This window comes from Bacillus cereus group sp. BfR-BA-01347, assembly GCF_022663835.1.
In the GTDB taxonomy this organism is placed as follows: Bacteria; Bacillota; Bacilli; order Bacillales; family Bacillaceae_G; genus Bacillus_A; species Bacillus_A thuringiensis_K.
Map to the genome: position 1 here is coordinate 174,633 of NZ_JAKUGG010000002.1, position 22,521 is coordinate 197,153.

The window sequence follows — 22,521 nt, forward strand, 5'->3', positions numbered from 1 at the left end:
AGGAGAGGATTACTCATATGAAAATTGTTAAAATTTCCCCTCGTGGTTATTGCTACGGTGTTGTCGATGCAATGGTAATTGCACGTAACGCCGCATTAGATAAATCATTGCCGAGACCCATTTATATTTTAGGTATGATTGTTCACAATAAACATGTTACAGACGCTTTTGAAGAAGATGGAATTATCACATTAGACGGTCCAAGTCGCTTAGAAATTTTAGATAAGATTGATTCTGGTACTGTTATTTTCACAGCACACGGTGTTTCTCCAGAAGTTAAACAACGCGCAAAAGAAAAAGGTTTAACAACAATCGATGCCACTTGCCCAGATGTTACCAAAACGCATGATCTTATCGAAGCTAAAAAAGCGGAAGGATATCATGTCATTTATATCGGTAAAAAAAATCATCCTGAGCCAGAAGGCGCAGTTGGTATTGCACCTGACATCGTTCACCTTATCGAAAGAGCCGATGATTTAAAAACATTAGAAATCCCAACAGATAAAATTTTAGTAACGAATCAAACAACGATGAGTCAATGGGATGTTCAACATTTAATGGAGGACATTCAAAAAAAATTCCCAACAGCAGAATTCCATAAAGAAATTTGTTTAGCAACTCAAGTTCGCCAAGAAGCTGTCGCTAAACAAGCTGATGTTGCAGACTTAACAATTGTTGTTGGCGATCCGAAAAGTAACAATTCAAATCGCCTAGCACAAGTATCACAAGAAATCGCGGGTACAAAAGCATATCGAGTTGCTGATGTAAGCGAAATTCAATTAGAGTGGCTACAAGGTGTAGAAAACGTAGCTGTCACAGCAGGTGCTTCTACACCAACGCCGATTACAAAAGAAGTTATCGCGTTCTTAGAGCAATATAATCCAATGAATCCCGCTACATGGGAAAGAGTTCGAAAAGTACCGTTACAAAAGATATTACCTCGCGTAAAGGTGAAAAAAGAAGAATAATAAAAACCGTTGCCCTAATGGAGCAACGGTTTTTATTTTTCTTATACAAATGTGAATGGATCTGTATGTAACTGCGAAGCATGAATTTGAACATTGAATTTCTTTGCATCCACTTTTTCTTGCAGTTGCTTTTGTACACCTTGCTTCATTACTTTTTCAACATTATGTCCTGGGTCAACTATATTTAAACCAAGCATCATCGCATCATGAGCAACATGATAGTACATGTCACCAGTTACATATACATCTGCTCCTTTAAATTTCGCTTGGTTTATATATTTATTACCATCTCCACCAAGTACAGCTACTTTACGCACTTTATCATCTAACTTACCGACAACTCTTGCACCCTTAACATCTAATGATTGTTTCACATGTTCTGCAAATTGACCAAGCGTCATTTCTTCTTGTAAATATCCTATTTTTCCTAAGCCTAACGTTTCACCTTTATTATCAAGCGGATACACATCGTATGCTACTTCTTCATAAGGGTGCGCCGTTACCATTGCTTTAATCACTTTTCGCTGTAATGAAGCTGGAATAATCGTTTCGATTCGCACTTCTTCTACACGTTCTAACTGTCCAGTTTCCCCGATATAAGGATTTGTCCCCTCTTGAGGTACAAATGTGCCTGTACCCTCGCTACTAAACGTACAGTGGCTATAATTGCCGATATGACCAGCACCTGCGTCTCCTAATGCTTTCCTTACTTCTTCTGCATGAGTGACTGGCACAAACACAACAACTTTTTTCATTTCTTCTGCATATGTTGGTGCCAAAACTTCTGTATTTTGCAATCCTAACGCCTCAGCAAGTAAATCATTTACCCCGCCCTTAGCAACATCCACATTTGTATGCGCTGCATAGATTGCAATATCATTTTTAATACACTTTTCAATAATTTTCCCATACGCCTTATCTGTATGAATCGCTTTTAACGGGTTAAAAATTAAAGGGTGATGAGCAATAATGACATTTGCCCCTAATTGAATCGCTTCTTCCACAACTTCCTCCGTTACATCTAAAGCAATCAATACGTGCTGCACAGGTTGATTAAGCGCTCCAATCTGCAAACCAATCTTATCACCTTCCATCGCTAAATGCTTTGGATACATACTTTCAAATAAAGAAATTATTTCATGACCATTCGGAATTTTACTCATGATAAAATCTCCCCTATCATTTTCATTTTCGCTTCTACTTCTTCACGTTTCGCTTTTGTTTCTTCAGAATCAGTCGCACGTTCTAACTGTTTTAAAATATTTTGGAAGTTTTTTAATTCTCCTTCCCATTTTTCAACAAAAGCTTCACTTTTTTCTTTTATTAAAAATGGTCCCATAAACAATTCAGCTTGTTTATTTTCAGAATAAGGCAACGCGATGTTTCCCCGCTCCCCTACTAGAATTTCATAAATTTTTCCATCTTCTTTTACGATTTTTTCATGGATAAGCTCCCATCCATTCTCAATAAACCATTCACGAATGTGATGCGCTGCAATATTCGGCTGTAAAATTAAACGCGTTACACCTTTTAATTTTTCTTTACCACTTTCTAAAATATCACGAATTAACGCTCCACCCATCCCAGCAACCGTAATTACATCTACTTCTCCTGGCGCGATAACAGCTAATCCATTCCCTTTACGCACATCTATCTTATCTTGTAAGCCACTTTCAGCTACAGTTGCTTGTGCAGAGCGGAATGGTCCATCTACAACTTCTCCTGCAACTGCTTTTGTAGCAATATTATTTATAATTGTATAACACGGTAAATACGCATGATCCGATCCAATATCAGCAACTGTAGATCCTACTGGTATTTCACGCACAACTTCTTCTAATCGTTTTGAAAGCTTTACTTCATTCATGTATTTCCATTACTCCTTCTCTTGTCAGTCTGTCTCCATGATAATGAATTTATAGTAGTTGTTGCAACCCCATAACAACAATTCACCACTCTATCATTCATCGTATTTTAGAAAATATAGAAAAACAAGCCCTTTGCATAAGCAAAAGGCTTGTCATACGGAACTTTATTTTTTCTTCGATAACCAATCAGCTACTTTAGCAGCTTGATCAGCTGGAACTATATTGGCAGGCATATTGCCTTTTCCTTTCGAAAGAATTTCTTTAATTTCATCCTTTGAAAGTTTCCCACCAATTTTTTGTAAGTTAGGTCCAACTGCCCCTTGTAACTGATCACCATGGCAGCTCGTACAGCTTTGCTTCACAATATCCTCTGGTTTTGATGCTGTTTGTGCTGGCTTCCCGCCATTTTTTGCATCAGCTAACTCTTTAGATTTATTTAGCCCCTGAAATGAAAATACAAACATAACGATAATACCCAATGCTGCAATAAGAGCGAACGGAATCAGCGGATTACGTTTCATATCTCTTCTCCCCCCTCTATACCCCTAAATAGTTAGATGATTCAGTCATTTATATTGTACTTGAAAACGCTCTATCAGAAAAGAGCAAACTACTACTTGTTAAAAATATTCCATAAATTCAGTTTATTGTTTTTTATTGTCATATCGCTTATTATTTCGATAATTATTAACGTTTCTCATCATATTTTTCGCTTTTCTACATATATTTTTGTATATAATAAACAAAATTAATCGAAAAATCGAAAAATGAGCATTTGCAAATCAAAAGACAATTCTGTAAAATAAATTACAAGAAATTGTAATCGTTGCCCACAGCTAAATTTTAACAAAAATTAACAAAATAAAAAAGTTTACTTCACAAAGGTGAAGTAAACTTAAAAAATAACCTATTCTAAGAAATCCTTAAGACGCTTACTACGGCTTGGATGTCTTAATTTGCGAAGTGCTTTTGCTTCAATTTGACGGATACGCTCTCTCGTTACGCCGAATACTTTCCCAACTTCTTCAAGCGTACGAGTTCGTCCATCATCTAAACCGAAACGAAGACGTAGAACATTTTCTTCACGATCTGTTAGCGTATCTAACACATCTTCTAATTGTTCTTTTAGCAATTCATAGGCTGCATGGTCCGCAGGCGATGTTGCTTCTTGGTCTTCAATAAAGTCACCTAAATGGGAGTCATCTTCTTCACCAATTGGTGTTTCAAGAGAAACTGGCTCCTGTGCAATTTTTAAGATTTCACGTACTTTTTCTGGAGCAAGATCCATTTCCTCACCAATCTCTTCAGGAGACGGTTCGCGACCTAAATCTTGTAATAATTGACGTTGTACACGAATTAACTTATTAATCGTTTCAACCATATGAACTGGAATACGAATTGTTCGCGCTTGGTCTGCAATGGCACGTGTAATAGCTTGGCGAATCCACCAAGTTGCATACGTACTAAATTTGAAACCTTTACGATAATCGAACTTTTCAACAGCTTTAATTAGACCCATATTACCTTCTTGAATTAAGTCTAAGAAAAGCATACCACGGCCTACATAGCGCTTTGCAATACTTACTACAAGACGTAAATTTGCTTCTGCAAGACGACGTTTCGCTTCTTCATCGCCTTCTTCAATACGCGTTGCAAGTCGAATTTCTTCTTCTGCAGATAGTAAGTCTACACGACCAATTTCTTTTAAATACATACGAACAGGATCGTTGATTTTAACCCCAGGTGGTACACTTAAATCATTGAGGTCAAACTCTTCTTCTGTTTTTGAAATTTGGCGATTATTAGGGCCTTCTTCGTTGTCATTATCACCAACTAAGTCAATGCCTTGTTCACCTAAATATTCATAGTATTCATCCATTTGATCGGATTCAATTTCAAATCCATTCATGCGTTCTGCAATCTCTTCATATGTAAGAACGCCACGTTTTTTTCCGAGCTCAGTGAGTTGTTCTTTCACTTGCTCAAGGGTCATTTCAGTTTCAATTTGTTTAGAACGAGCTGGTTTGTCAGCCATCTGTTCCCCTCCTTACGCGAGATACAAACATTCATTATACTAAAAATTTATCAAAAAAGCTATTTTCTCGCTTTTTGATTTTGTAAATATGCTACATAATATTTAGCAGCCTCTACAGGATCTGTTTTTTCCATTTGTTTCACTTTAAAGATGATCTCCATCTTTTCAAGTTTTTCCTGATGCCGTCTAAGCGTCTCCAAATGGCCTTGCAACACTTCTTCAGTGTATTCTGGATTAATAAATTCATCCGTCGAAATATCAGTGATAATATTTTTCAACTTTTCATCAGAGAGCCAACTTAAAAATGTTCCGACTGAAGGTTCATTTCCCTTTTCATAATATGCGTATAGTTCATATAAAATCCCTTTATGTTCTTCTGTATGAAAATCTTCTATATGGGATTCCATACGAACAGCTACTTCTGCACTTTGCAACATATGGTAAATAATTTCTCTTTCCGCTCTTTCAAAACCTGTTAACTTAGGTTTTGTTTGAACGACTTGAGACGGTTTAGCAACCTGCTTTATTTGTTTTTGCTGTACCTTTTGTTCTTTGCGATATTGGTGCAATTGGTTCAAAAGTGTTTCCATTGAATACGAAAATTCTTGCGATAATGACTTCAAATATGACTCTGCCTGCATCGCATCTTGTAACAACGATAACTCTTTTAAAACACTTTTCACATATTCTTCTTTGCCAGACTCATCTTGCAAATTTTTCCCTAAACGCAAATAATTTATTTTAAAACCAACAAAACTCACACTTGATTTCACAAGATTTTCAAAAGCAGTAGTGCCATATTGTTGCACATATTCATCAGGATCAAGCTTATCTGGCAAGGATGTGACTTTCACTTGGCAACCAACTTTTAGCAGTAATTGCCCTGCTTTCATCGTCGCTTCTCGCCCTGCTTTATCACCATCATAGCAAAGAACAACAGTTTCAACGTTACGTCGCAGAAGTTTTGCTTGTTCTTCAGTTAAAGCTGTTCCCATTGTCGCAACAGCTTCTTCCACACCACTTTTTACCGCAGCTAGCACATCGGCATATCCTTCAAAAAGAACCACCTGCCCACGCTTTCTAATAAACGGTCTTGCTTGGTGAAAGTTATACAACAATTTACTTTTGTGAAAAATCGGCGTTTCAGGGCTATTTAAATATTTCGGAGTGTCATCTCCTAACGCCCTTCCACTAAATGCTATTACCTTACCTTGTAACGTATAGATCGGGAACATAACTCTTCCGCGGAAGCGATCGTAATGACTACCATCCTTCTCACTTCTTATTAGAAGGCCAGCTTGTTCCATACTAGACAGCGATAAACCTCTTTTTTGTAAAATTTTCGTCGCTGCGTCCCAAGCAGGTGATGCATAACCAATTTCAAACTTCTCAATCATTTCTTTCGTAATACCACGGTTTAATAAATATGAAAGTGCTTCATTTCCCTCTTCCGTATTTACTAATAAATGATGATAATACTTTTTCAATAATTCATGAGCTTGCTGCATGATGACAGTGTCATCAGATATGTCTTCTTGTTGTCCTTGCCCTGATGTGTACTCTGCAACCGCAATTCCATTTCTTTCGCCTAGCTTTTGAACAGCCTCGGTAAAAGCCAGTCCTTCCATTTTCATTAGAAAGGAAAATACATTTCCACCTTCTCCACATCCGAAGCAATGAAAAATTTGCTTATCGGATGAAACAGAGAATGAAGGAGAGTTCTCACCATGAAATGGACAAAGGCCGAAATAGTTACGCCCCTGTTTTCTAAGTTGAACGTATTCACCAATGACTTCTACAATATCGGATGATGTCCGAATTTGTTCAACAACTTCTTCGGGAATTCTGTTCCCCATAACTCCATCTCCGTGTCGTATTTTGTATTCGATATAAATTAAAAAATTCCTTTATAATTCGACAATATTTTTCTAAACTTGTTAGAAAGTGTTGCCGATTACATTGTATAAACGATTTTGAACCTTCCTATAGGTCCTTTATATGCATAAATCGCATATACATACTTGCTATATAAAATTGTATACATTTGCTCATCTGTTACAAATGTATCTCTTAGAAACAATACATATAGACCTTTTTACAAGAACAGTAGCAAGCCACATATACTGTTTGACCTTGAGATCTGTAACTTTTTCATGTTGATCCATATAACAATCAACTACATTTTGTTCAGTATCTACAAAGATCCAATTGCCTTGCTATTTTCCAAAAGGATGAGCATATGATGCGACAAACAAAATTCCGACATGAAATTCCGCTCCAACTTGCACAACTTCAGCCTTCACGGGACATACATATACACCAACTGATATGTTGTTGATGTTTTGCATATTTCTGTATTCTACATCCCTTCTGTGAATCCTTCCATAATGTGCGTTTTCTTGTATAGATTTTGTCGATTTAACGTAATTACATGTCTTTTTCGTAAATCCTATCCCTAGTTTATTCTGAAAAATTAAAGTCTAAACGTAAAATATAGGTTTTTATCACAATTTTTTATTATAATATATTTTCTTCAACTACGCTACATATCCCTTTATTTTTTCATCTTACATTTCAGGATGACAAACTCACACCTTGAATATACTAAAAGACAAAGGAGTATAAGTATAACCATTACAATACAATCTATTACAAAATCCATAGGTGTCATATTTCACACGAGCGAAAAAAGCACATTCACCTTTGGTAAATGTGCTAAAACATTTTTTGGTTTTGCACTGCATTCACAATAATATTTGCTGTTTCTTCAATCGCTTTATTCGATACATCGATTACTTGGCAATTTATTTTACTAATTACTTCCTCAAAGTGATCAATTTCTTCTTGAATACGATTAATATTTGCATATGTTGCTCCGTCACTTAATCCAAGTGATTTTAATCGCTCTTTTCGAATATGATTTAACTTATCTGGCGTAATTTTCAAACCGAAACATTTTTCTTTTGCCACTTGATATAGTTCTTCAGGTGGGTCAACTTCTGGCACGAGTGGTACATTCGCAACTTTCAAGCGTTTGTTATGAGCTAAATATTGGGAAAGTGGTGTTTTTGATGTACGCGAAACACCGATCAACACGATATCTGCTTTTAAAATACCTCGTGCATCTCTGCCGTCATCATATTTCACAGCAAACTCAATCGCTTCAATCTTTTTAAAGTATTCTTCATCTAACCTACGGACAACACCTGGCTCATATCTCGGCACTTGCCCCGTAATTTCTTCAATTTGATCAATAAGAGGGCCAATAATATCGTATGCCTCTACCCCTTCTTTTGCAGCCTCTGTTACTAAATACTGGCGCATATCAGGCTTAACTAACGTAAAACATATAAGTGCTTGATTACTCTTAGCAATCGAAATCACTTCTTTTAATGTCCCTGTATCTTCTACATACGGTACACGTCTAATATCAGGAGCAAACGGGAATTGCCCCATTGCTGCTCGAACAACCAAATCAGCCGTTTCCCCTACAGAGTCAGATACGACATATACGATTTTATTATCCATTACATTACCTCACTTTAAACAAATTACACTTATTCGTTATTTACTAAATTTACAAACGCACGTGTAATATTTGTTTTTGTAATTCGCCCAATCACTTCTAAACCTTGTTTCGTATCTTTTACAACTGGCATTGCATCAATCTGTCTTTCTATTAATTCCATCGCAATATCATATAAAGAATCCTCTCTACGACACATCGCAATGTTTGGCATCCTTGTCATGATAATATTAACCGGAAGAGAGGTTAAATCCTGCTTTCCTAAGCTCGCTCTTAATAAATCTTTACGAGACACAACACCAACTAATAGAGTCATCTGATCTACAACGAACAATGTACCAACGTCCTCTAAAAACATCGTACAAATTGCATCGTATACGGAAACATTTTTATCAATTACAACCGGTCTAGATTGATAATCTTGTACTTTAATTTTCTTAACAGCTTCAGATAATAGCTGCCCCCCAGTTTTACCCGTATAAAAATAACCTACGCGTGGACGTGCTTCTAAATAACCAGCCATCGTTAAAATTGCTAAGTCTGGTCTTAGCGTCGCACGTGTTAGACCCAATTGTGCTGCAATTGATTCCCCTGTAATAGGACCGTGATCTTTTACAATCTGAATGATATGTTCTTGCCGTTTATTCAGCTCTATGATAATCACCACCTTTAATGCACAACGAAAAAAGTTATACTATCTCTTAAATATTATATACTAAATATGCTATTCGAAAAAGAAAGTATGTAAAAAGGACCGTATACGGTCCAAAATTATATTTGAAACTTATCAAGTTGTTCTAAAAAACGTCTTGATTTCAAATAAATTCCGCAATATTCATCATAATATGTATTCAATACTAAACGCATTTGTTTTTTTGTGCTATCCTTTACCGATACATTTCCGAGCCTATGTAAATCGAAATGGAAGAAAAGACGTAATAATTTATGAACAGCTTCTCCTACCGGTATACGATATGGGTCTTGCTCTGCATGACGTGAGCACAGAAAACCGCCTTCCCTGACGGAGAAGGCGACAAAGTCTGTTTCTTGATGACAAATCGCACAAGTATCAAAGTACGGGCGCATCCCTAATACTGGAAGCATTTTCGTTTGATAAATTAATGATAATACTTCTGAATCAACACCCTCACACATATAATGCAACGTTTGATATAACATTTCAAATAAGTACGGATTATGTTTTTTATCTTCTGTTGCTTTATCAGTTAACTCAACAATAAATGATGCATAAGCAGTTAAAAATATATCCTCGCGAATTTCTTTCATAGTTGAAATAATCTCGCCTTGTTGCAATGTTCCAAGCCCAGATCCCATTTGAATAAGAAAATGGCCATGTGTCATTAATTGCGACACAGATGCTAATCGGCTTTTCGGTTTTTTTGCTCCTCGTGCCATTGCACTTACCTTACCAAGTTCTCTTGAGAATATTGTAACAATCTTGTTCGTTTCTCCGTAATCTGTCGTACGGATAACGATGCCCTCAACTTTTTGAAACATGTTCGTCACCATCCAAGGTTTGAACAAAACGGGTCAAGAAATTGGAGAGTCTAGATGCGCTAGCTCCTCTTCATGTTGATCCATCTCATCGTTTACGTCTTTTTCCATTTCTTTCAAAAGCAAGTACGTTTCAATGCTTCCTGTTTTGGAGAAAAACTTCCAGGTAAAATCTAGCATAAGAATCCACCTTTCTCAATAAGCGTAGCCTATAAACCAATTTCCTTTGTTGTTATTAAATTGACCCATTTTGTCCATTTTCATGTGAGAAAAATTTTTCCTAATTTATCAAAGTTCATAAAAACCAATAATCAGCGGATGAACCAACCATCCACTGATTACAGCTTGACTCTATTTTAGTACTCATCCTCGCGGAAACCTAGGTCACGAAGCTGAGACATTTTATTACGCCAATCTTTTTGCACTTTTACCCATACTTCTAAAAATACTTTAGAACCAAGTAGCGCTTCAATATCAAAACGAGCTCGTTTACCAACTTCTTTTAACATTTTTCCTTGTTTTCCGATGATGATTCCTTTTTGTGATGCACGTTCAACAACAATCGTTGCATTTATATAAACTGCCCCACCCTCACGCTTTTGAATCGCATCGATAACAACAGCCACAGAATGCGGTACTTCTTCACGTGTTAAATGTAGTACTTTCTCACGAATAAGCTCTGCAATAATAAATCTCTCCGGATGATCCGTTACTTGATTATCTGGATAGTATTGTGGTCCTTCTGGTAAATACTTTTTAATTGTTCCAATTAAAGCGTCCACATTATTACCGTCTAACGCAGAAATTGGTACAATCTCTGCAAACTCATGTAGTTTACGATATTGATCAATTAACTCTAGTAATTGCTCTGGATGAAGTTGGTCAATTTTATTAATTACTAAAAATACTGGTTGTTTCGTTTCTTTTAATTTCTCAATGATGAATTCCTCACCACGACCAAAGCCTTCGACAGCATTAACCATAAACAGAACGATATCAACTTCTTTTAATGTCGTTTGCGCCATCTTCACCATGAAGTCGCCTAGTTTATGTTTAGGTTTATGTATTCCTGGTGTATCAATGAAAATAACTTGTGCATCATTTTCTGTATATACACCTTGAATTTTATTACGAGTCGTTTGTGGCTTATCACTCATAATAGCAATTTTCTGGCCGATAATACGATTTAAAAATGTAGATTTTCCAACATTCGGTCTGCCAATAATAGAGACAAAACCTGATTTATAACCTTTTCTATTCATGTAAATCCTCCGCTAAAAATGCTCCTGGTAACAATTCTCCGACTGTCGTCTCTTGAACGTCACCATGTAAATTTGATAAGTATACTTTCGTATCCTGTTTACATAATTCTACCATAACTTGTCGACATGCTCCACAAGGAGGTACTGGGCGCTTTGTATCTGCTACAACCGCAATGGCTACAAATTCTTTATCTCCTTCAGAAACCGCCTTAAATAAAGCTGTTCTTTCAGCACAATTACATAAGCCATATGATGCATTCTCAACATTACACCCACGATATACTTTTCCACCGCGCGTTAATAATGCTGCACCTACTTGAAATTTAGAATATGGTACGTACGCTTGTTTACGCGCTTCGATTGCTTCTAGAATTAATTGTTTACTATTCATATTCCCGCATCCTTCCTGTTCACAGCTATGAAGAGATACACTCTCTCATTAAAGGCCCTTACGGCACTTCCAAAGCTTAATAAAAGCTTCGGAATGCAACTATACCATATACGGTAAAAAGATAATAGCACCAATTATAACAGCTATAATTGTAAATAATAAAACCGCTCCTGCCGCAACATCCTTTGCAATTTTTGCAAACGGATGAATATCGGCAGTCGCTAAATCTACCGTTTTTTCCACAGCCGTATTTACCATCTCTAAACTCATTACAATCCCTATTACAATAAGTAATATCATCCACTCTATTTTCGTAATATGGAAATAAAAGCCGCAGCATATAACAATGACTGCGGCTAAATAATGGATTTTCATATTTCGTTCATGACGAAAACAAAAGAATATACCAGCTATAGCATATCCAAAACTATCTATAAGTTTTCCTTTTTTCATCTTCCTAATCCAAAAGCTTCTAAAATTTCTTTTTGTCTTCCGAACATTTCTTTTTCATCTTCTTCCGTCATGTGATCATAACCAAGTAAATGTAAAAAGCCATGTAACGCCAAAAATCCAAGTTCACGATCGAAAGAATGTCCGTACTCTTCAGCTTGCTCTTTCGCCCTTGGAATAGAGATAATAAGATCACCTAACATGCGCGGCATCTCTGCACCAACGATCTCCATTTCTCCTTCTCCCATCTCTTCCATGGCAAAAGATATTACATCTGTAGGTTGATCTTTATCTCGGTAATCACGATTAATTTCTCTAATGCGCTCATTATCTACAAATGTCACCGATACCTCCACGCCATCCTCGATATTTTCCATTTGAGCTGCTTTTTCTAACACTTCACGAATTAAACTCATATACGCTTCTTTTACTTCTTCTGTTTCATCAATAAAATCAATTAACAAACTCATTCTTTCTCCTTTTCTTCCGGAAGTTCCGGATATGTAATACGCGAATGGAAAATACCATTTAACGTTTCACACAACGTTTTCCCAACGATTTGTAGTTCTTTAAACGTCAAATCACATTCACTAAATTGACCGTCTTGCAATCGATCTTTAATAATACTTTGCACTAAATTATTAATTTGTTCTGGCGTTGGGTGATTCATAGAACGTACCGCAGCTTCTACACTATCAGCAATACCAACAATTGCCGATTCTTTCGAAGTTGCTTTTGAACCTGGATAACGGAACATCTCTTCTGTATATTTTTCTTTATCTTCTTTAATTGCTTTATAATAAAAATATTTCAGTAACGTTGTACCGTGATGTTGCCCAGCGATATCAATAATTTCTTGTGGAATATGATATTCTTCGAGCATTCTTACTCCATCCGTTACGTGAGCAATTATAATATCTTTACTCGTTACAGGATCTAATTTATCATGCGGGTTTTCAATTCCCATTTGGTTTTCAATAAAGAATTGCGGTTGTACTGTTTTTCCTACATCATGATAATATGCACCTACACGTGCTAATACACCATTTGCCCCGACTGCTTCACACGCAGCCTCAGAAAGATTCGCTACCATTACACTATGATGATATGTCCCTGGCGCTTCTAACAAAATTCTACGTAAAAGCGGATGATTTGGACTTGATAGTTCCATAAGCTTCATACTTGATACGATTCCAAGTCCACTTTCTAAATATGGTAAAATCCCCATAGCCAAAACGGACGATATAATCCCTGAAAGTGAAGCCATTAATAATTGCGTACCAATTTCAAGAGGCGAAAAATTCCCATTACGTAATAATAAGAGCGCCGCCAATACGACTACATTTAATACAGAAACGAGTATACCAGCTTGTAAGATCATTGTACGACGATTTTTTTCTCGCAAGAAAATACTAACCGATAATGAACTTAACAATACGTAAATCCCTACACTATAATTTAACGTACTCGTTACTCCTTCATTAAACATAATACTTCCGCATACAGAAAAAATCATACTCGTTAAAAAGACAAATCGATCACCAATCATTAGTTTTACAAGTAATGTTCCCATCGCAACTGGGACAACATATGCAATCCCTGCGTATTCAAGTTTTTGAAACAAACTAATGATTTTCATTAAGACGATTGTGATAGACAAAATTGTAATATACGCTAAAACATACGGTCTATCTTCTCTTTTTCTCTTTAAAAACAATTCAAATTGTTTATGCATAAAGTATAGTAACACACTAATGAGTACCGCTAATCCAACATAAGGTTGAAAGCCATTCCCTTTTTCTAACAAACCAACTAATTTCAACTGATTATACACATCACTTGAAATTGTTTCACCTTCTCTAACAAGAACTTGTCCTTGAAGAATATAAACAGGTGGAACTAAATCTTCCTCTGCTTTTCTCTTCTCTTTCGTTAAGATCGGGTCATAAAAATAGTTCGCTGAAATTGCATATCTTCCTAGCGCCTTAATTGACTCTTTTAAACCATTATCAACATTAACACTATTCATCTCACTTACATATCGTTCTTTCGCATCTTTCAATTCGTCCATTTTAATATGCTCAGTCATGATACTATTAATCGCTGTGACCGCAGCATCTTTCGCTAATACTAATTGGCCCGAATCTGCATTAATCAAATTTAGTAAGTTTGAATCAGATAATTCTTTCGTTAAGTCAGCAGGTAGTTTCTTTTTTAACTTATCCACTTTCTCAGCATCAGTAATCTTTTTTTGATCATCCGGTCCAACAGCTTTAATCTCTTGCACCACTTCATCCACTTTAGCGAAGACGTCATTCACAATATCAACTTTATTTTGTTTATACTCACTTTTATATGTATATTGATCTTCAACTTTTGTAGCGGCTTCTTTTTTCTTTTTATCCGTTGTAACTTTATCTTCAATTTTTATAGGAGAATGGATTGTCTTTTTCGCAATAGAATACATGTTAACATCTAATTGCTCTGGTTTTACATTATTCATAAGCGCAAAAAACAACACTGCTCCTAATACAACGTAAGAAATCCAACTTAGTTTTTTCGAATGTTGTAAATTACGAAACCACTTAGAAATTTCTTGAGATCTTGACATGATTTCAATACTTCTCCTCTCCAGAAATAAAGTGAAACTATTTATAGCTTTCATTTCTTCTACCCAACGATACTTTGAGGCAACATTTTATACACCAGTACCTATAGTTTATTTTCCTTATCTTTCATGATAGTAAAAAATATGACGTTCGCCAACCTTATCATACAAAAAGAAATGATCCTGACAAATAGGATCATTCCATTTTATCATATGCCTCAATAATACGTTGCACCAATGGATGTCTCACAACGTCTGTTTGTTCTAATGTAATAAATGACAGACCTGATACACCAGATAAAATATTAGAGGCTATAGATAGCCCTGATTTTACCCCTTTTGGCAAGTCTACTTGTGAAGGATCCCCTGTAATAACCATTTTAGAACTAAAACCTAATCTCGTTAAAAACATTTTTATTTGAGCACCCGTTGTATTTTGAGCCTCATCTAAAATAACAAATGAATCATCAAGCGTACGTCCCCTCATATAAGCAAGTGGCGCGATTTCAATTACTCCTCGCTCCATCATACGCTGCGTATATTCTTGTCCAAGAATATCATGTAAGGCATCATATAATGGACGTAAGTATGGATCAACCTTCTCTTTCAGATCCCCTGGTAAAAAACCTAAGTTTTCTCCAGCTTCTACAGCAGGTCTTGTTAAAATAATTTTCTTTACATATCCTTGTTTTAAAGCCCTCACAGCCATTACTACAGCTAAGTATGTTTTTCCAGTTCCTGCTGGCCCTATTCCAAAGACAATATCATTCTTCTTCATCGCATGAATATATCGTCTTTGCCCCATTGTTTTTACACGAATGGATTTACCTTTTGCAGTCTTGAAAATTTCTTCTTCATATAACTCTTCAAATTGAGCAATTTTCCCTTGTTGTGCGAGCTGAATTGCATACGCAACATCTCTCTCCGAAATTGATATACTTTTACGAATTACAACAAGTAATTGCTGTAAGATTTTTTCTACGAGTGTTACCGTTTCAACTGCCCCAGATACATGAACAGTTTCTCCTCTAGTTACGATCGATACATTGAGTTCTCGTTCAATTACTTTTAAATGCGCATCATTGACTCCAAAAAGAGCGATTGCTTCGTTAGTATTTTCCAATTGTTGGTTCATTTCTACTAATTGTTCTGCCATTACTCAGTCTCCTTGAATATCGGATTCAGATATTGGTTGTGGCTCTGCAATATTTTCAACTACAGTATAATGCAATGTGACCTTTAGTTGATCCGCCTCAACCTCTTTACTCAAAATCTTATCACTTACAATCATAGCATGTTCATCCAATTTTTTCTTTAGTTCTTTTTCGGCCATCTCTTTCGCTACTTTTAACGCTTGCTTTTCTGTATATTCTCGATTCGCTTCTTCCTCTTCTCTCACAACATCTTTTTCATATGCAATCGGCAGTGTAAAACCAAATAATTTCACATCGTGCTTTACACTTTCAGTACGAGAGCGTTTATACTTATCATGTTGAAATCCCCATATTTTTATTTTCGTATCCCCAAATTTAAGAAAATGTTCATTGTATACATTACCAGTATACACTTGAAATTGCGTCTTTAACGGGACATTCACTTTAGAGGTATACCACGTTTCGCCATACACAATACCTTTCGCTGAAACAATTGTCGGGCTTTCCTCATTACCATATATTCCAGATACGAGAATCTGCCCTTTTTCCACATGATCATTTTTCAGTACAACCGGTTTTCCAACTTCTACAAACGTTTTTGTAATAATCGCTTCTTTTTTTGCTACTAAATTTTGTGGCCTTTGTTCCTTTTCTTTTTTCGGTTCGTTTTTTTCAACAATTTTAAAATGATACGTCGTTCCTCTTACTTCTAGTCCCGCCCAAGTAATGGCATTAATATTATCTGTCAAATGGCGTTGTACATCCTCTACATTCGGCATTTGAAACTGTAGTTTCCCTTTTTTAATACCCATTTTATCCAATTCTTTCATTAATATATATTCTGTTTCAGGTTTTGCTCCTGTAATTTCAATTTTCCAAACCATATTTGACATTGCAATCACACCAAAAAAGAAAATTAAAAACCCAATTAAAAATCCACTATTTTTAATTAAACGCTTATTCCAAAAAGGAAAACCATAACGTCCAATAAAATATAATTTACATTCATTTTTTCTATAAATTGGTTTTATTTTTTTCACATCGCGTAACAATATACAAAAAACTAACGTTTCATCAGCTATCTTCTTAACATCCCAAACTAATAAATTCCTCCGTACACATTCATTAACAAACCGTTCTGCCCCTCTACCTTCAATTCGCACTTTTACATACCCAAGCCACTTTATAAACCATTTATTTTTCATTTACCACCTTCACTACCTTTCTAAAAGTAGGTATACGACTTTTTATTTGAAGCATTAAAATAGCTCGTACTAAAATGAAACAGAGTAAAACTGTAATCAGTCTCTATCAACGGAACTTTTACAGGATAAAGAAGAAAAACTTCACAAATGGAAGTTTCACTTCAATCACCTTTTTTTTCATTTTCTAAAAATGTTACTTGCTCAATTATACCTTCGAGTAAAAGCTCTTCTGGAAGAATCGTTTTAATAACAAAGGATTGTCCTTTAATTAATAATTGACCATGTTTTAAAAGTAATCGCACTTCTTTATCTGAAAACACTAATAACCCCCGATGATTTTCTATATAAATATGTATTTGCCCAACAAGAGTAATCCGAGGCAGATCCATTAATACATCCACTGGTAGATCTACTTGTTTTGTTAACCAATTTTTCATTTGTTCTAATTTCTTCATCTCGAAAGACCCCCTCCTCATCCCATATATATATATGTATTTCTTCACAAGTGCCTATCGTGTTATAACGACTTCACTAACATAACTATATTCTGTAAGAGTTCATATCATGTTAATTAAAACAGTCGCTATATGAAATCATATTTGTCAGGACAATGATGGATCAGAGGATATTACCTTTAATAATAGAAGTATTAATACAAGAATATGCGCCCCTACAGGATATCAGTACAAGTTACATTAAGAAATTGAGCCTAGCGAGAAGTTGGAAACTTGAAAAAACCTGTTACAATTCGTTCTGGACGTGACATACTGACCATAGAATAAGTAGTTGTCATTTATTGGACAAATGAGATAAAGTGAAACTTTAATCAACCCTCACCAATCGGGTTGCCTGTTAATGCGGGATAAAATTCAAAAAAGAAAATTTCCCCGCTCTGAATGTTACGTTGTAAGTAAGAATATTTTATAGATGGTTGTTATATGAATTTCAAAAAATATTAGGGTTCATTAAAAGATGAATTAATAAATGAGGAAATACGAAAGTAAATTGGCTTTGGTCAAGAAATTTTGAATGCTATAAAACAAGTTATCGACAGTCATATCCGGCCATTTTATGCAACTGATGCAAAATCTAATATAGTTAGAATCTCTTTTGTTACCTTCGAGGATTATGCTGAAGAGCACGCTATAAAACTTCAATCTGAGTTTCAGAAGGCTCGGTACTTAGCTTTTATTTGCGAAAGAAGTTTTAGTCAAGGAAGTAAGAACAGGTGTAGAATCAGAATTATACAAGGAAATAATAAATTGAAACTTTAACTAGAGGGGTTTCTATCACTTACAGAAACGCTTTTTAAGCAATATAGCGTTTCTCCTTAATAAGAACAATAAAAAAACGTCTCATACGAAATGAGACGTTTTTTTATGCTAATAGCTGGATAACCAGCTTATTCACAAGTGATCCGTCTGTTTTACCTTTTACTTTCGGCATAACAGCAGTCATCACCTTACCCATATCTGCTTTAGAAGTCGCACCAACTTCAGAAATAACTTGCTTGATTACATCAACTAGTTCTTCTTCAGTTAATTGCTCTGGCAAATATGCGCTTAAAATCTGAATTTCACTTTGCAGTTTATTAACAAGGTCTTCACGACCAGCTTTTTTAAATTCAAGGAGGGAGTCCTTATACTGTTTTACTTCACGAGCTAAAACTGTTATTTCCTCTTCTTCAGTAAGAGTATGTTGCAGTTTAATACCTTCATTTTGTAAAGCAGCCTTAACCATACGAATAACGGTTAATTTTTCTTTTTGTTTATTCTTCATCGCTTGTTTCATATCATCGTTTAAACGACCGAGAAGACTCATAACTTACACCCTCTCTTAGAATTTACGCTTTCTTGCCGCTTCAGATTTCTTCTTACGTTTTACACTTGGTTTTTCATAAAACTCGCGCTTTCTTGCTTCAGCAAGTGTACCAGTTTTAGAAACCGATCTTTTAAAACGGCGAAGTGCATCCTCCAAAGACTCGTTTTTACGAACGACTGTTTTTGACATTCTCTTTCCCTCCCTCCGAAACATCACACTTACATACTAACTTCAGCATGCAAAAAGAAACACTTCTTCAGCATGTCTTTTACGATTATAATACATTTTATCACTTCAGGTCAACTATTTGGCAGAATAAAAGAAGAATAGAAGCATTTCCTTTTCAAAAGTTATGGCAAATAGCTAGTATCCTTCACTGATGAAGACAACTATATTTTTATCATTTCATCTTTTTTCATACAGGGATGCATGAAACGCCTCCACGCCCTCTAGTACTTAACCGATTCAAATAAAGAAAGCATGCAAACCGTTTCCGGTTGCACGCTCTTTTTATGCACTAGCTGATTCTTTTTTTACATCATCTTCAAGAACACGAACAAATTGCGCTTCGTTATATGGATAACCAGCTTTCGTAATTTTCACTTTCACTAGCTTACCAATTAATTCTTCTGATCCTTCAAATACAATTTTCAAGTAGTTATCTGTATAACCTACATATAACCCTTCACGGTCGCCCTCTTTAAATTGCTCTTCCGGAATGATTTCAAGCACTTCACCTTCAAACCCTGATGCGTACTCTTTCGCTAATTGATTAGATAGCTCAATTAAACGATGAACACGATCGTTCTTCACATCTTCAGGAACTTGATCTTCCATGCGTGCTGCAGGTGTTCCTGTACGTTTTGAGTAAGGGAACACATGTAACTCAGAGAAGCGGTTCTCTTTAATGAAATTGTATGTTTCCATGAATTCTTCTTCTGTTTCACCTGGGAAACCAACGATTACATCAGATGTAATCGCAAGGCCTGGTAACGCTTCTTTCAAACGATCTAAACGCTCTTGGAAGAACTCCATCGTATATTTACGACGCATACGTTTTAATACAGTATTAGAACCAGATTGCAACGGAATATGCAAGTGGCGTACAACTACTTCAGATTTATCTAACACTTCAATTACTTCATCTGAAATTTGACTCGCTTCAATAGAAGAAATACGAAGACGTTTTAATCCGCCTACTTCCGCTTCCATATCACGAAGTAATCCAGCTAAGTTATAATCTTTTATGTCTTCGCCGTATCCACCTGTATGAATACCCGTTAATACGATTTCTTTATAGCCTGCATCCACTAATTGTTGTGCTTGTTTAATAACTTCTTTTCCATCACGAGAACGCATTAAACCACGCGCCCAAGGAATGATACAGAATGTACAGAAGTTATTGCAACCCTCTTGTATTTTTAAAGACGCACGTGTACGATCCGTGAAATAAGGTACATCAAGTTCTTCGTACACGCGTGTTTTCATAATATTGCGGACAGCATTAATTGGTTGACGCTCTTTACGAAATTCTTCGATGTAACCTAACATCTTTTCACGATCCTGTGTACCAACTACAATATCCACACCTGGGATTGCCATAATTTCCGCTGGAGATGTTTGTGCGTAACATCCCGTTACACAAATAACTGCATCTGGATTTTGACGCACAGCACGTCTAATTACTTGACGACTTTTTTTGTCCCCAGTATTCGTTACTGTACATGTGTTAATAACATATACATCAGCTTTCTTTTCATATTCTGTTCTTTCATAACCACCTTGTTTAAACAATTGCCAAATGGCTTCTGTTTCATAGTGGTTTACTTTACAACCTAACGTATGGAACGCAACAGTTGACATTGATCATCACCCCATCAATTCAAAATGATACGAAGCAGCACTTAACGCGTATAATGGCGCCGTTTCTGTTCTTAAAATTCTTGGTCCTAAACTACATGGTACAAATTTATGTTCACGAAGCGCTGTAATCTCTTCCTCAGCTAAACCGCCTTCTGGGCCAAATACAATCAATAGCTTTTGACCTGGTTTCATTGTCGTTAAAGCTTTCGCAAAATTAGATTTCTCGCCTTGTTTTGCTTCCTCTTCGTAAGCAACAAGACAAACATCATACTCACCACTCATTGAAAGCAATTGCTTAAATGATGCCGGAGCATGTACTTCTGGAATTTCACTTCTATGTGATTGTTCCGCAGCTTCTTTCACAATTTTTCTTAAACGCTCAACTTTTTTATCAGCTTTTTTCGCATCCCATTTTACGATAGAGCGAGATGCTTGAAATGGTAAGAATGCAGCTGCCCCAAGCTCAGTTCCTTTTTGAAAAATTAACTCTAGCTTGTCTCCTTTTGGCAGTCCACTTGCAATCGTCACGAAAACAGGAAGTTCACTTGACGCCTCTACCCATTCTACAATAGTCGTATTAATAAATTCACTGGTAATTTCATCAATTGAACATACTGCTGTTTTTCCGTTTACACAGCAATAAATATGATCTCCAGCTGACATACGCATCACTCTTGCGATATGATGTACGTCATCACCTACAATACGAATACTTGTCTCATTTACATATTTCTCTTCTACAAAATAACGTTGCATATAATCACCTTAGTAGAGTTTCGTTCCTTTCGTAAGTCAACACTTACGAAAAGAACGAAACGTTATCATTTTTCATATAACAAACGGCAAGTCCCTCACCTTATAGTGAGAGACTCCCCTTTTCATTATAGACTAAAATCTATATTACGCATTTCGTGCAATAATTGCTACCCAATCTTCCATTCGTAACACTTCTTCAATTGTAAATCCAGCTTTTTCTAGCGCCTCAGAAATTACTTTTTCCTTCGTAGCAATAATGCCCGATGTAATAAATAATCCACCTGATTTCACAACTCTTGCTGCATCTTCAGGGAATAATAGAATGATTTCTGCTAATAAGTTAGCTACGATTAAATCAACAGGACCTTCAATACCTTCTAAAAGACTATTTTGTCCAACAGACACGATATCATCTGTTTTATTTAAACGTACATTCATTTCTGCACTTTCAACCGCAACCGGATCTAAATCATATGCTTGAACAGAAGACGCACCTAATTTTGCCGCTGCAATACTAAGTACACCAGAACCTGTTCCTACATCAATAATAGTGTCACCTGGCTGTACTGTTTTTTCTAAAGCACGTATACACATCGTTGTTGTTGGATGAGTTCCTGTACCAAACGCCATACCCGGGTCTAATTCAATGATTTTTTCATCAGGAGAAGATGGTGTATATTCTTCCCAAGTCGGTACGATTGTGAATGTATCAGAAATTTGTACTGGATGGTAATATTTTTTCCAAGCAGTAGCCCAATCTTCTTCATTGACTTCGTTAACGGTAATATTTCCAGTACCAATTTCGATGTCGTAAGATGGAAGCACATCAATAGATGATTTTACACCTGCAATCGTTTCATGTAAAGAATCGGTTTGCGGGAAATATGCTTTTATTAATACACCTTCCGCTGGATATTCATCGGGATTCAATGCATAAATTTCACCATATTGTTGCTCGCGCTCTTTCGTTAACTCCGCTGGGTCCTCAATCGCAACTCCGCTAGCACCAGCTTCGTGTAAAATATGAGAGACAGCTTCTACTGCTTCTTCTGTTGTATGAATACTAATTTCTGACCATTTCACAATTTACCAACTCCAT

Annotated in this window: 23 protein-coding genes; 1 reads left to right on the plus strand and 22 read right to left on the minus strand. The window is 36.0% G+C overall.

The features are described 5' to 3' along the window. Positions 1-17 precede the first annotated feature (17 nt). Positions 18-968, plus strand: a complete 951-nt coding sequence (locus MR143_RS04225) for a 4-hydroxy-3-methylbut-2-enyl diphosphate reductase (protein ID WP_000706661.1) — start codon at positions 18-20, stop codon at positions 966-968. Between the two features lie 41 nt (positions 969-1,009). On the opposite strand, the gene MR143_RS04230 is transcribed toward MR143_RS04225, so the two are convergent. The 22 genes from MR143_RS04230 to prmA form a co-directional block, all read right to left on the minus strand. Beyond that, on the minus strand, positions 1,010-2,131 hold the full coding sequence (locus MR143_RS04230) for a Nif3-like dinuclear metal center hexameric protein (RefSeq protein WP_000036253.1): 1,122 nt from the start codon (positions 2,129-2,131) through the stop codon (positions 1,010-1,012). Further along, positions 2,128-2,835: a tRNA (adenine(22)-N(1))-methyltransferase gene (locus tag MR143_RS04235; RefSeq protein WP_001006535.1), complete on the minus strand. Its 708-nt coding sequence runs from the start codon at positions 2,833-2,835 to the stop codon at positions 2,128-2,130. Before MR143_RS04235 ends, MR143_RS04230 begins: the two co-directional genes overlap by 4 nt. 165 nt (positions 2,836-3,000) lie before the next feature. Beyond that, entirely contained in the window at positions 3,001-3,357 is a 357-nt protein-coding gene (cccA, locus tag MR143_RS04240; protein ID WP_000828141.1) for a cytochrome c550, read from the minus strand. A 386-nt stretch (positions 3,358-3,743) separates the two neighbouring features. Then, the gene (gene rpoD, locus MR143_RS04245) at positions 3,744-4,871 is read right to left on the minus strand and encodes an RNA polymerase sigma factor RpoD (protein WP_000764065.1); all 1,128 of its coding nucleotides are present in this window, start codon (positions 4,869-4,871) and stop codon (positions 3,744-3,746) included. 59 nt (positions 4,872-4,930) lie between these two features. After that, positions 4,931-6,727, minus strand: a complete 1,797-nt coding sequence (gene dnaG, locus MR143_RS04250) for a DNA primase (protein ID WP_000528221.1) — start codon at positions 6,725-6,727, stop codon at positions 4,931-4,933. Positions 6,728-7,586: 859 nt separating this feature from the next. Then, positions 7,587-8,399, minus strand: coding sequence for a pyruvate, water dikinase regulatory protein (locus MR143_RS04255; protein WP_000368944.1), 813 nt, complete (start codon positions 8,397-8,399; stop codon positions 7,587-7,589). A gap of 29 nt (positions 8,400-8,428) precedes the next feature. Further along, positions 8,429-9,061: a transcriptional regulator CcpN gene (locus MR143_RS04260; RefSeq protein WP_000583756.1), complete on the minus strand. Its 633-nt coding sequence runs from the start codon at positions 9,059-9,061 to the stop codon at positions 8,429-8,431. A 107-nt stretch (positions 9,062-9,168) separates the two neighbouring features. Then, positions 9,169-9,915 carry a DNA repair protein RecO gene (gene recO, locus MR143_RS04265; RefSeq protein WP_000487011.1) on the minus strand — a complete coding sequence of 249 codons (747 nt, stop codon included), beginning with the start codon at positions 9,913-9,915 and terminating at the stop codon, positions 9,169-9,171. 33 nt (positions 9,916-9,948) lie between these two features. Next, positions 9,949-10,092, minus strand: a complete 144-nt coding sequence (locus MR143_RS04270) for a YqzL family protein (protein ID WP_000883924.1) — start codon at positions 10,090-10,092, stop codon at positions 9,949-9,951. Between the two features lie 176 nt (positions 10,093-10,268). After that, the gene (gene era / locus MR143_RS04275) at positions 10,269-11,174 is read right to left on the minus strand and encodes a GTPase Era (RefSeq protein WP_001080229.1); all 906 of its coding nucleotides are present in this window, start codon (positions 11,172-11,174) and stop codon (positions 10,269-10,271) included. Continuing rightward, positions 11,167-11,565, minus strand: a complete 399-nt coding sequence (locus MR143_RS04280; RefSeq protein ID WP_001086285.1) for a cytidine deaminase — start codon at positions 11,563-11,565, stop codon at positions 11,167-11,169. The genes era and MR143_RS04280 overlap by 8 nt, the downstream gene beginning before the upstream one ends. Before the next feature lie 99 nt (positions 11,566-11,664). After that, on the minus strand, positions 11,665-12,018 hold the full coding sequence (locus MR143_RS04285) for a diacylglycerol kinase family protein (RefSeq protein ID WP_000715462.1): 354 nt from the start codon (positions 12,016-12,018) through the stop codon (positions 11,665-11,667). After that, on the minus strand, positions 12,015-12,485 hold the full coding sequence (gene ybeY, locus MR143_RS04290; protein ID WP_000054682.1) for an rRNA maturation RNase YbeY: 471 nt from the start codon (positions 12,483-12,485) through the stop codon (positions 12,015-12,017). Before ybeY ends, MR143_RS04285 begins: the two co-directional genes overlap by 4 nt. Then, complete coding sequence (locus tag MR143_RS04295) at positions 12,482-14,626, minus strand: HD family phosphohydrolase (protein ID WP_000091508.1); 2,145 nt, start codon at positions 14,624-14,626, stop codon at positions 12,482-12,484. The genes ybeY and MR143_RS04295 overlap by 4 nt, the downstream gene beginning before the upstream one ends. Before the next feature lie 193 nt (positions 14,627-14,819). Further along, positions 14,820-15,779, minus strand: coding sequence for a PhoH family protein (locus MR143_RS04300; protein WP_000840521.1), 960 nt, complete (start codon positions 15,777-15,779; stop codon positions 14,820-14,822). Between the two features lie 3 nt (positions 15,780-15,782). Continuing rightward, positions 15,783-16,982 carry a sporulation protein YqfD gene (gene yqfD, locus MR143_RS04305; protein WP_000792494.1) on the minus strand — a complete coding sequence of 400 codons (1,200 nt, stop codon included), beginning with the start codon at positions 16,980-16,982 and terminating at the stop codon, positions 15,783-15,785. A gap of 161 nt (positions 16,983-17,143) precedes the next feature. After that, the gene (gene yqfC, locus MR143_RS04310) at positions 17,144-17,437 is read right to left on the minus strand and encodes a sporulation protein YqfC (RefSeq protein ID WP_000732269.1); all 294 of its coding nucleotides are present in this window, start codon (positions 17,435-17,437) and stop codon (positions 17,144-17,146) included. A gap of 922 nt (positions 17,438-18,359) precedes the next feature. Then, entirely contained in the window at positions 18,360-18,803 is a 444-nt protein-coding gene (locus tag MR143_RS04315; RefSeq protein WP_000054562.1) for a GatB/YqeY domain-containing protein, read from the minus strand. 15 nt (positions 18,804-18,818) lie between these two features. Next, positions 18,819-18,992: a 30S ribosomal protein S21 gene (gene rpsU / locus MR143_RS04320; RefSeq protein ID WP_000048061.1), complete on the minus strand. Its 174-nt coding sequence runs from the start codon at positions 18,990-18,992 to the stop codon at positions 18,819-18,821. Between the two features lie 321 nt (positions 18,993-19,313). Then, positions 19,314-20,666: a tRNA (N(6)-L-threonylcarbamoyladenosine(37)-C(2))-methylthiotransferase MtaB gene (gene mtaB, locus MR143_RS04325; protein ID WP_000108683.1), complete on the minus strand. Its 1,353-nt coding sequence runs from the start codon at positions 20,664-20,666 to the stop codon at positions 19,314-19,316. 6 nt (positions 20,667-20,672) lie between these two features. Beyond that, positions 20,673-21,422, minus strand: coding sequence for a 16S rRNA (uracil(1498)-N(3))-methyltransferase (locus MR143_RS04330; protein ID WP_001190164.1), 750 nt, complete (start codon positions 21,420-21,422; stop codon positions 20,673-20,675). Between the two features lie 144 nt (positions 21,423-21,566). Continuing rightward, on the minus strand, positions 21,567-22,505 hold the full coding sequence (gene prmA, locus MR143_RS04335; RefSeq protein ID WP_000872104.1) for a 50S ribosomal protein L11 methyltransferase: 939 nt from the start codon (positions 22,503-22,505) through the stop codon (positions 21,567-21,569). Between the last annotated feature and the right edge of the window lie 16 nt (positions 22,506-22,521).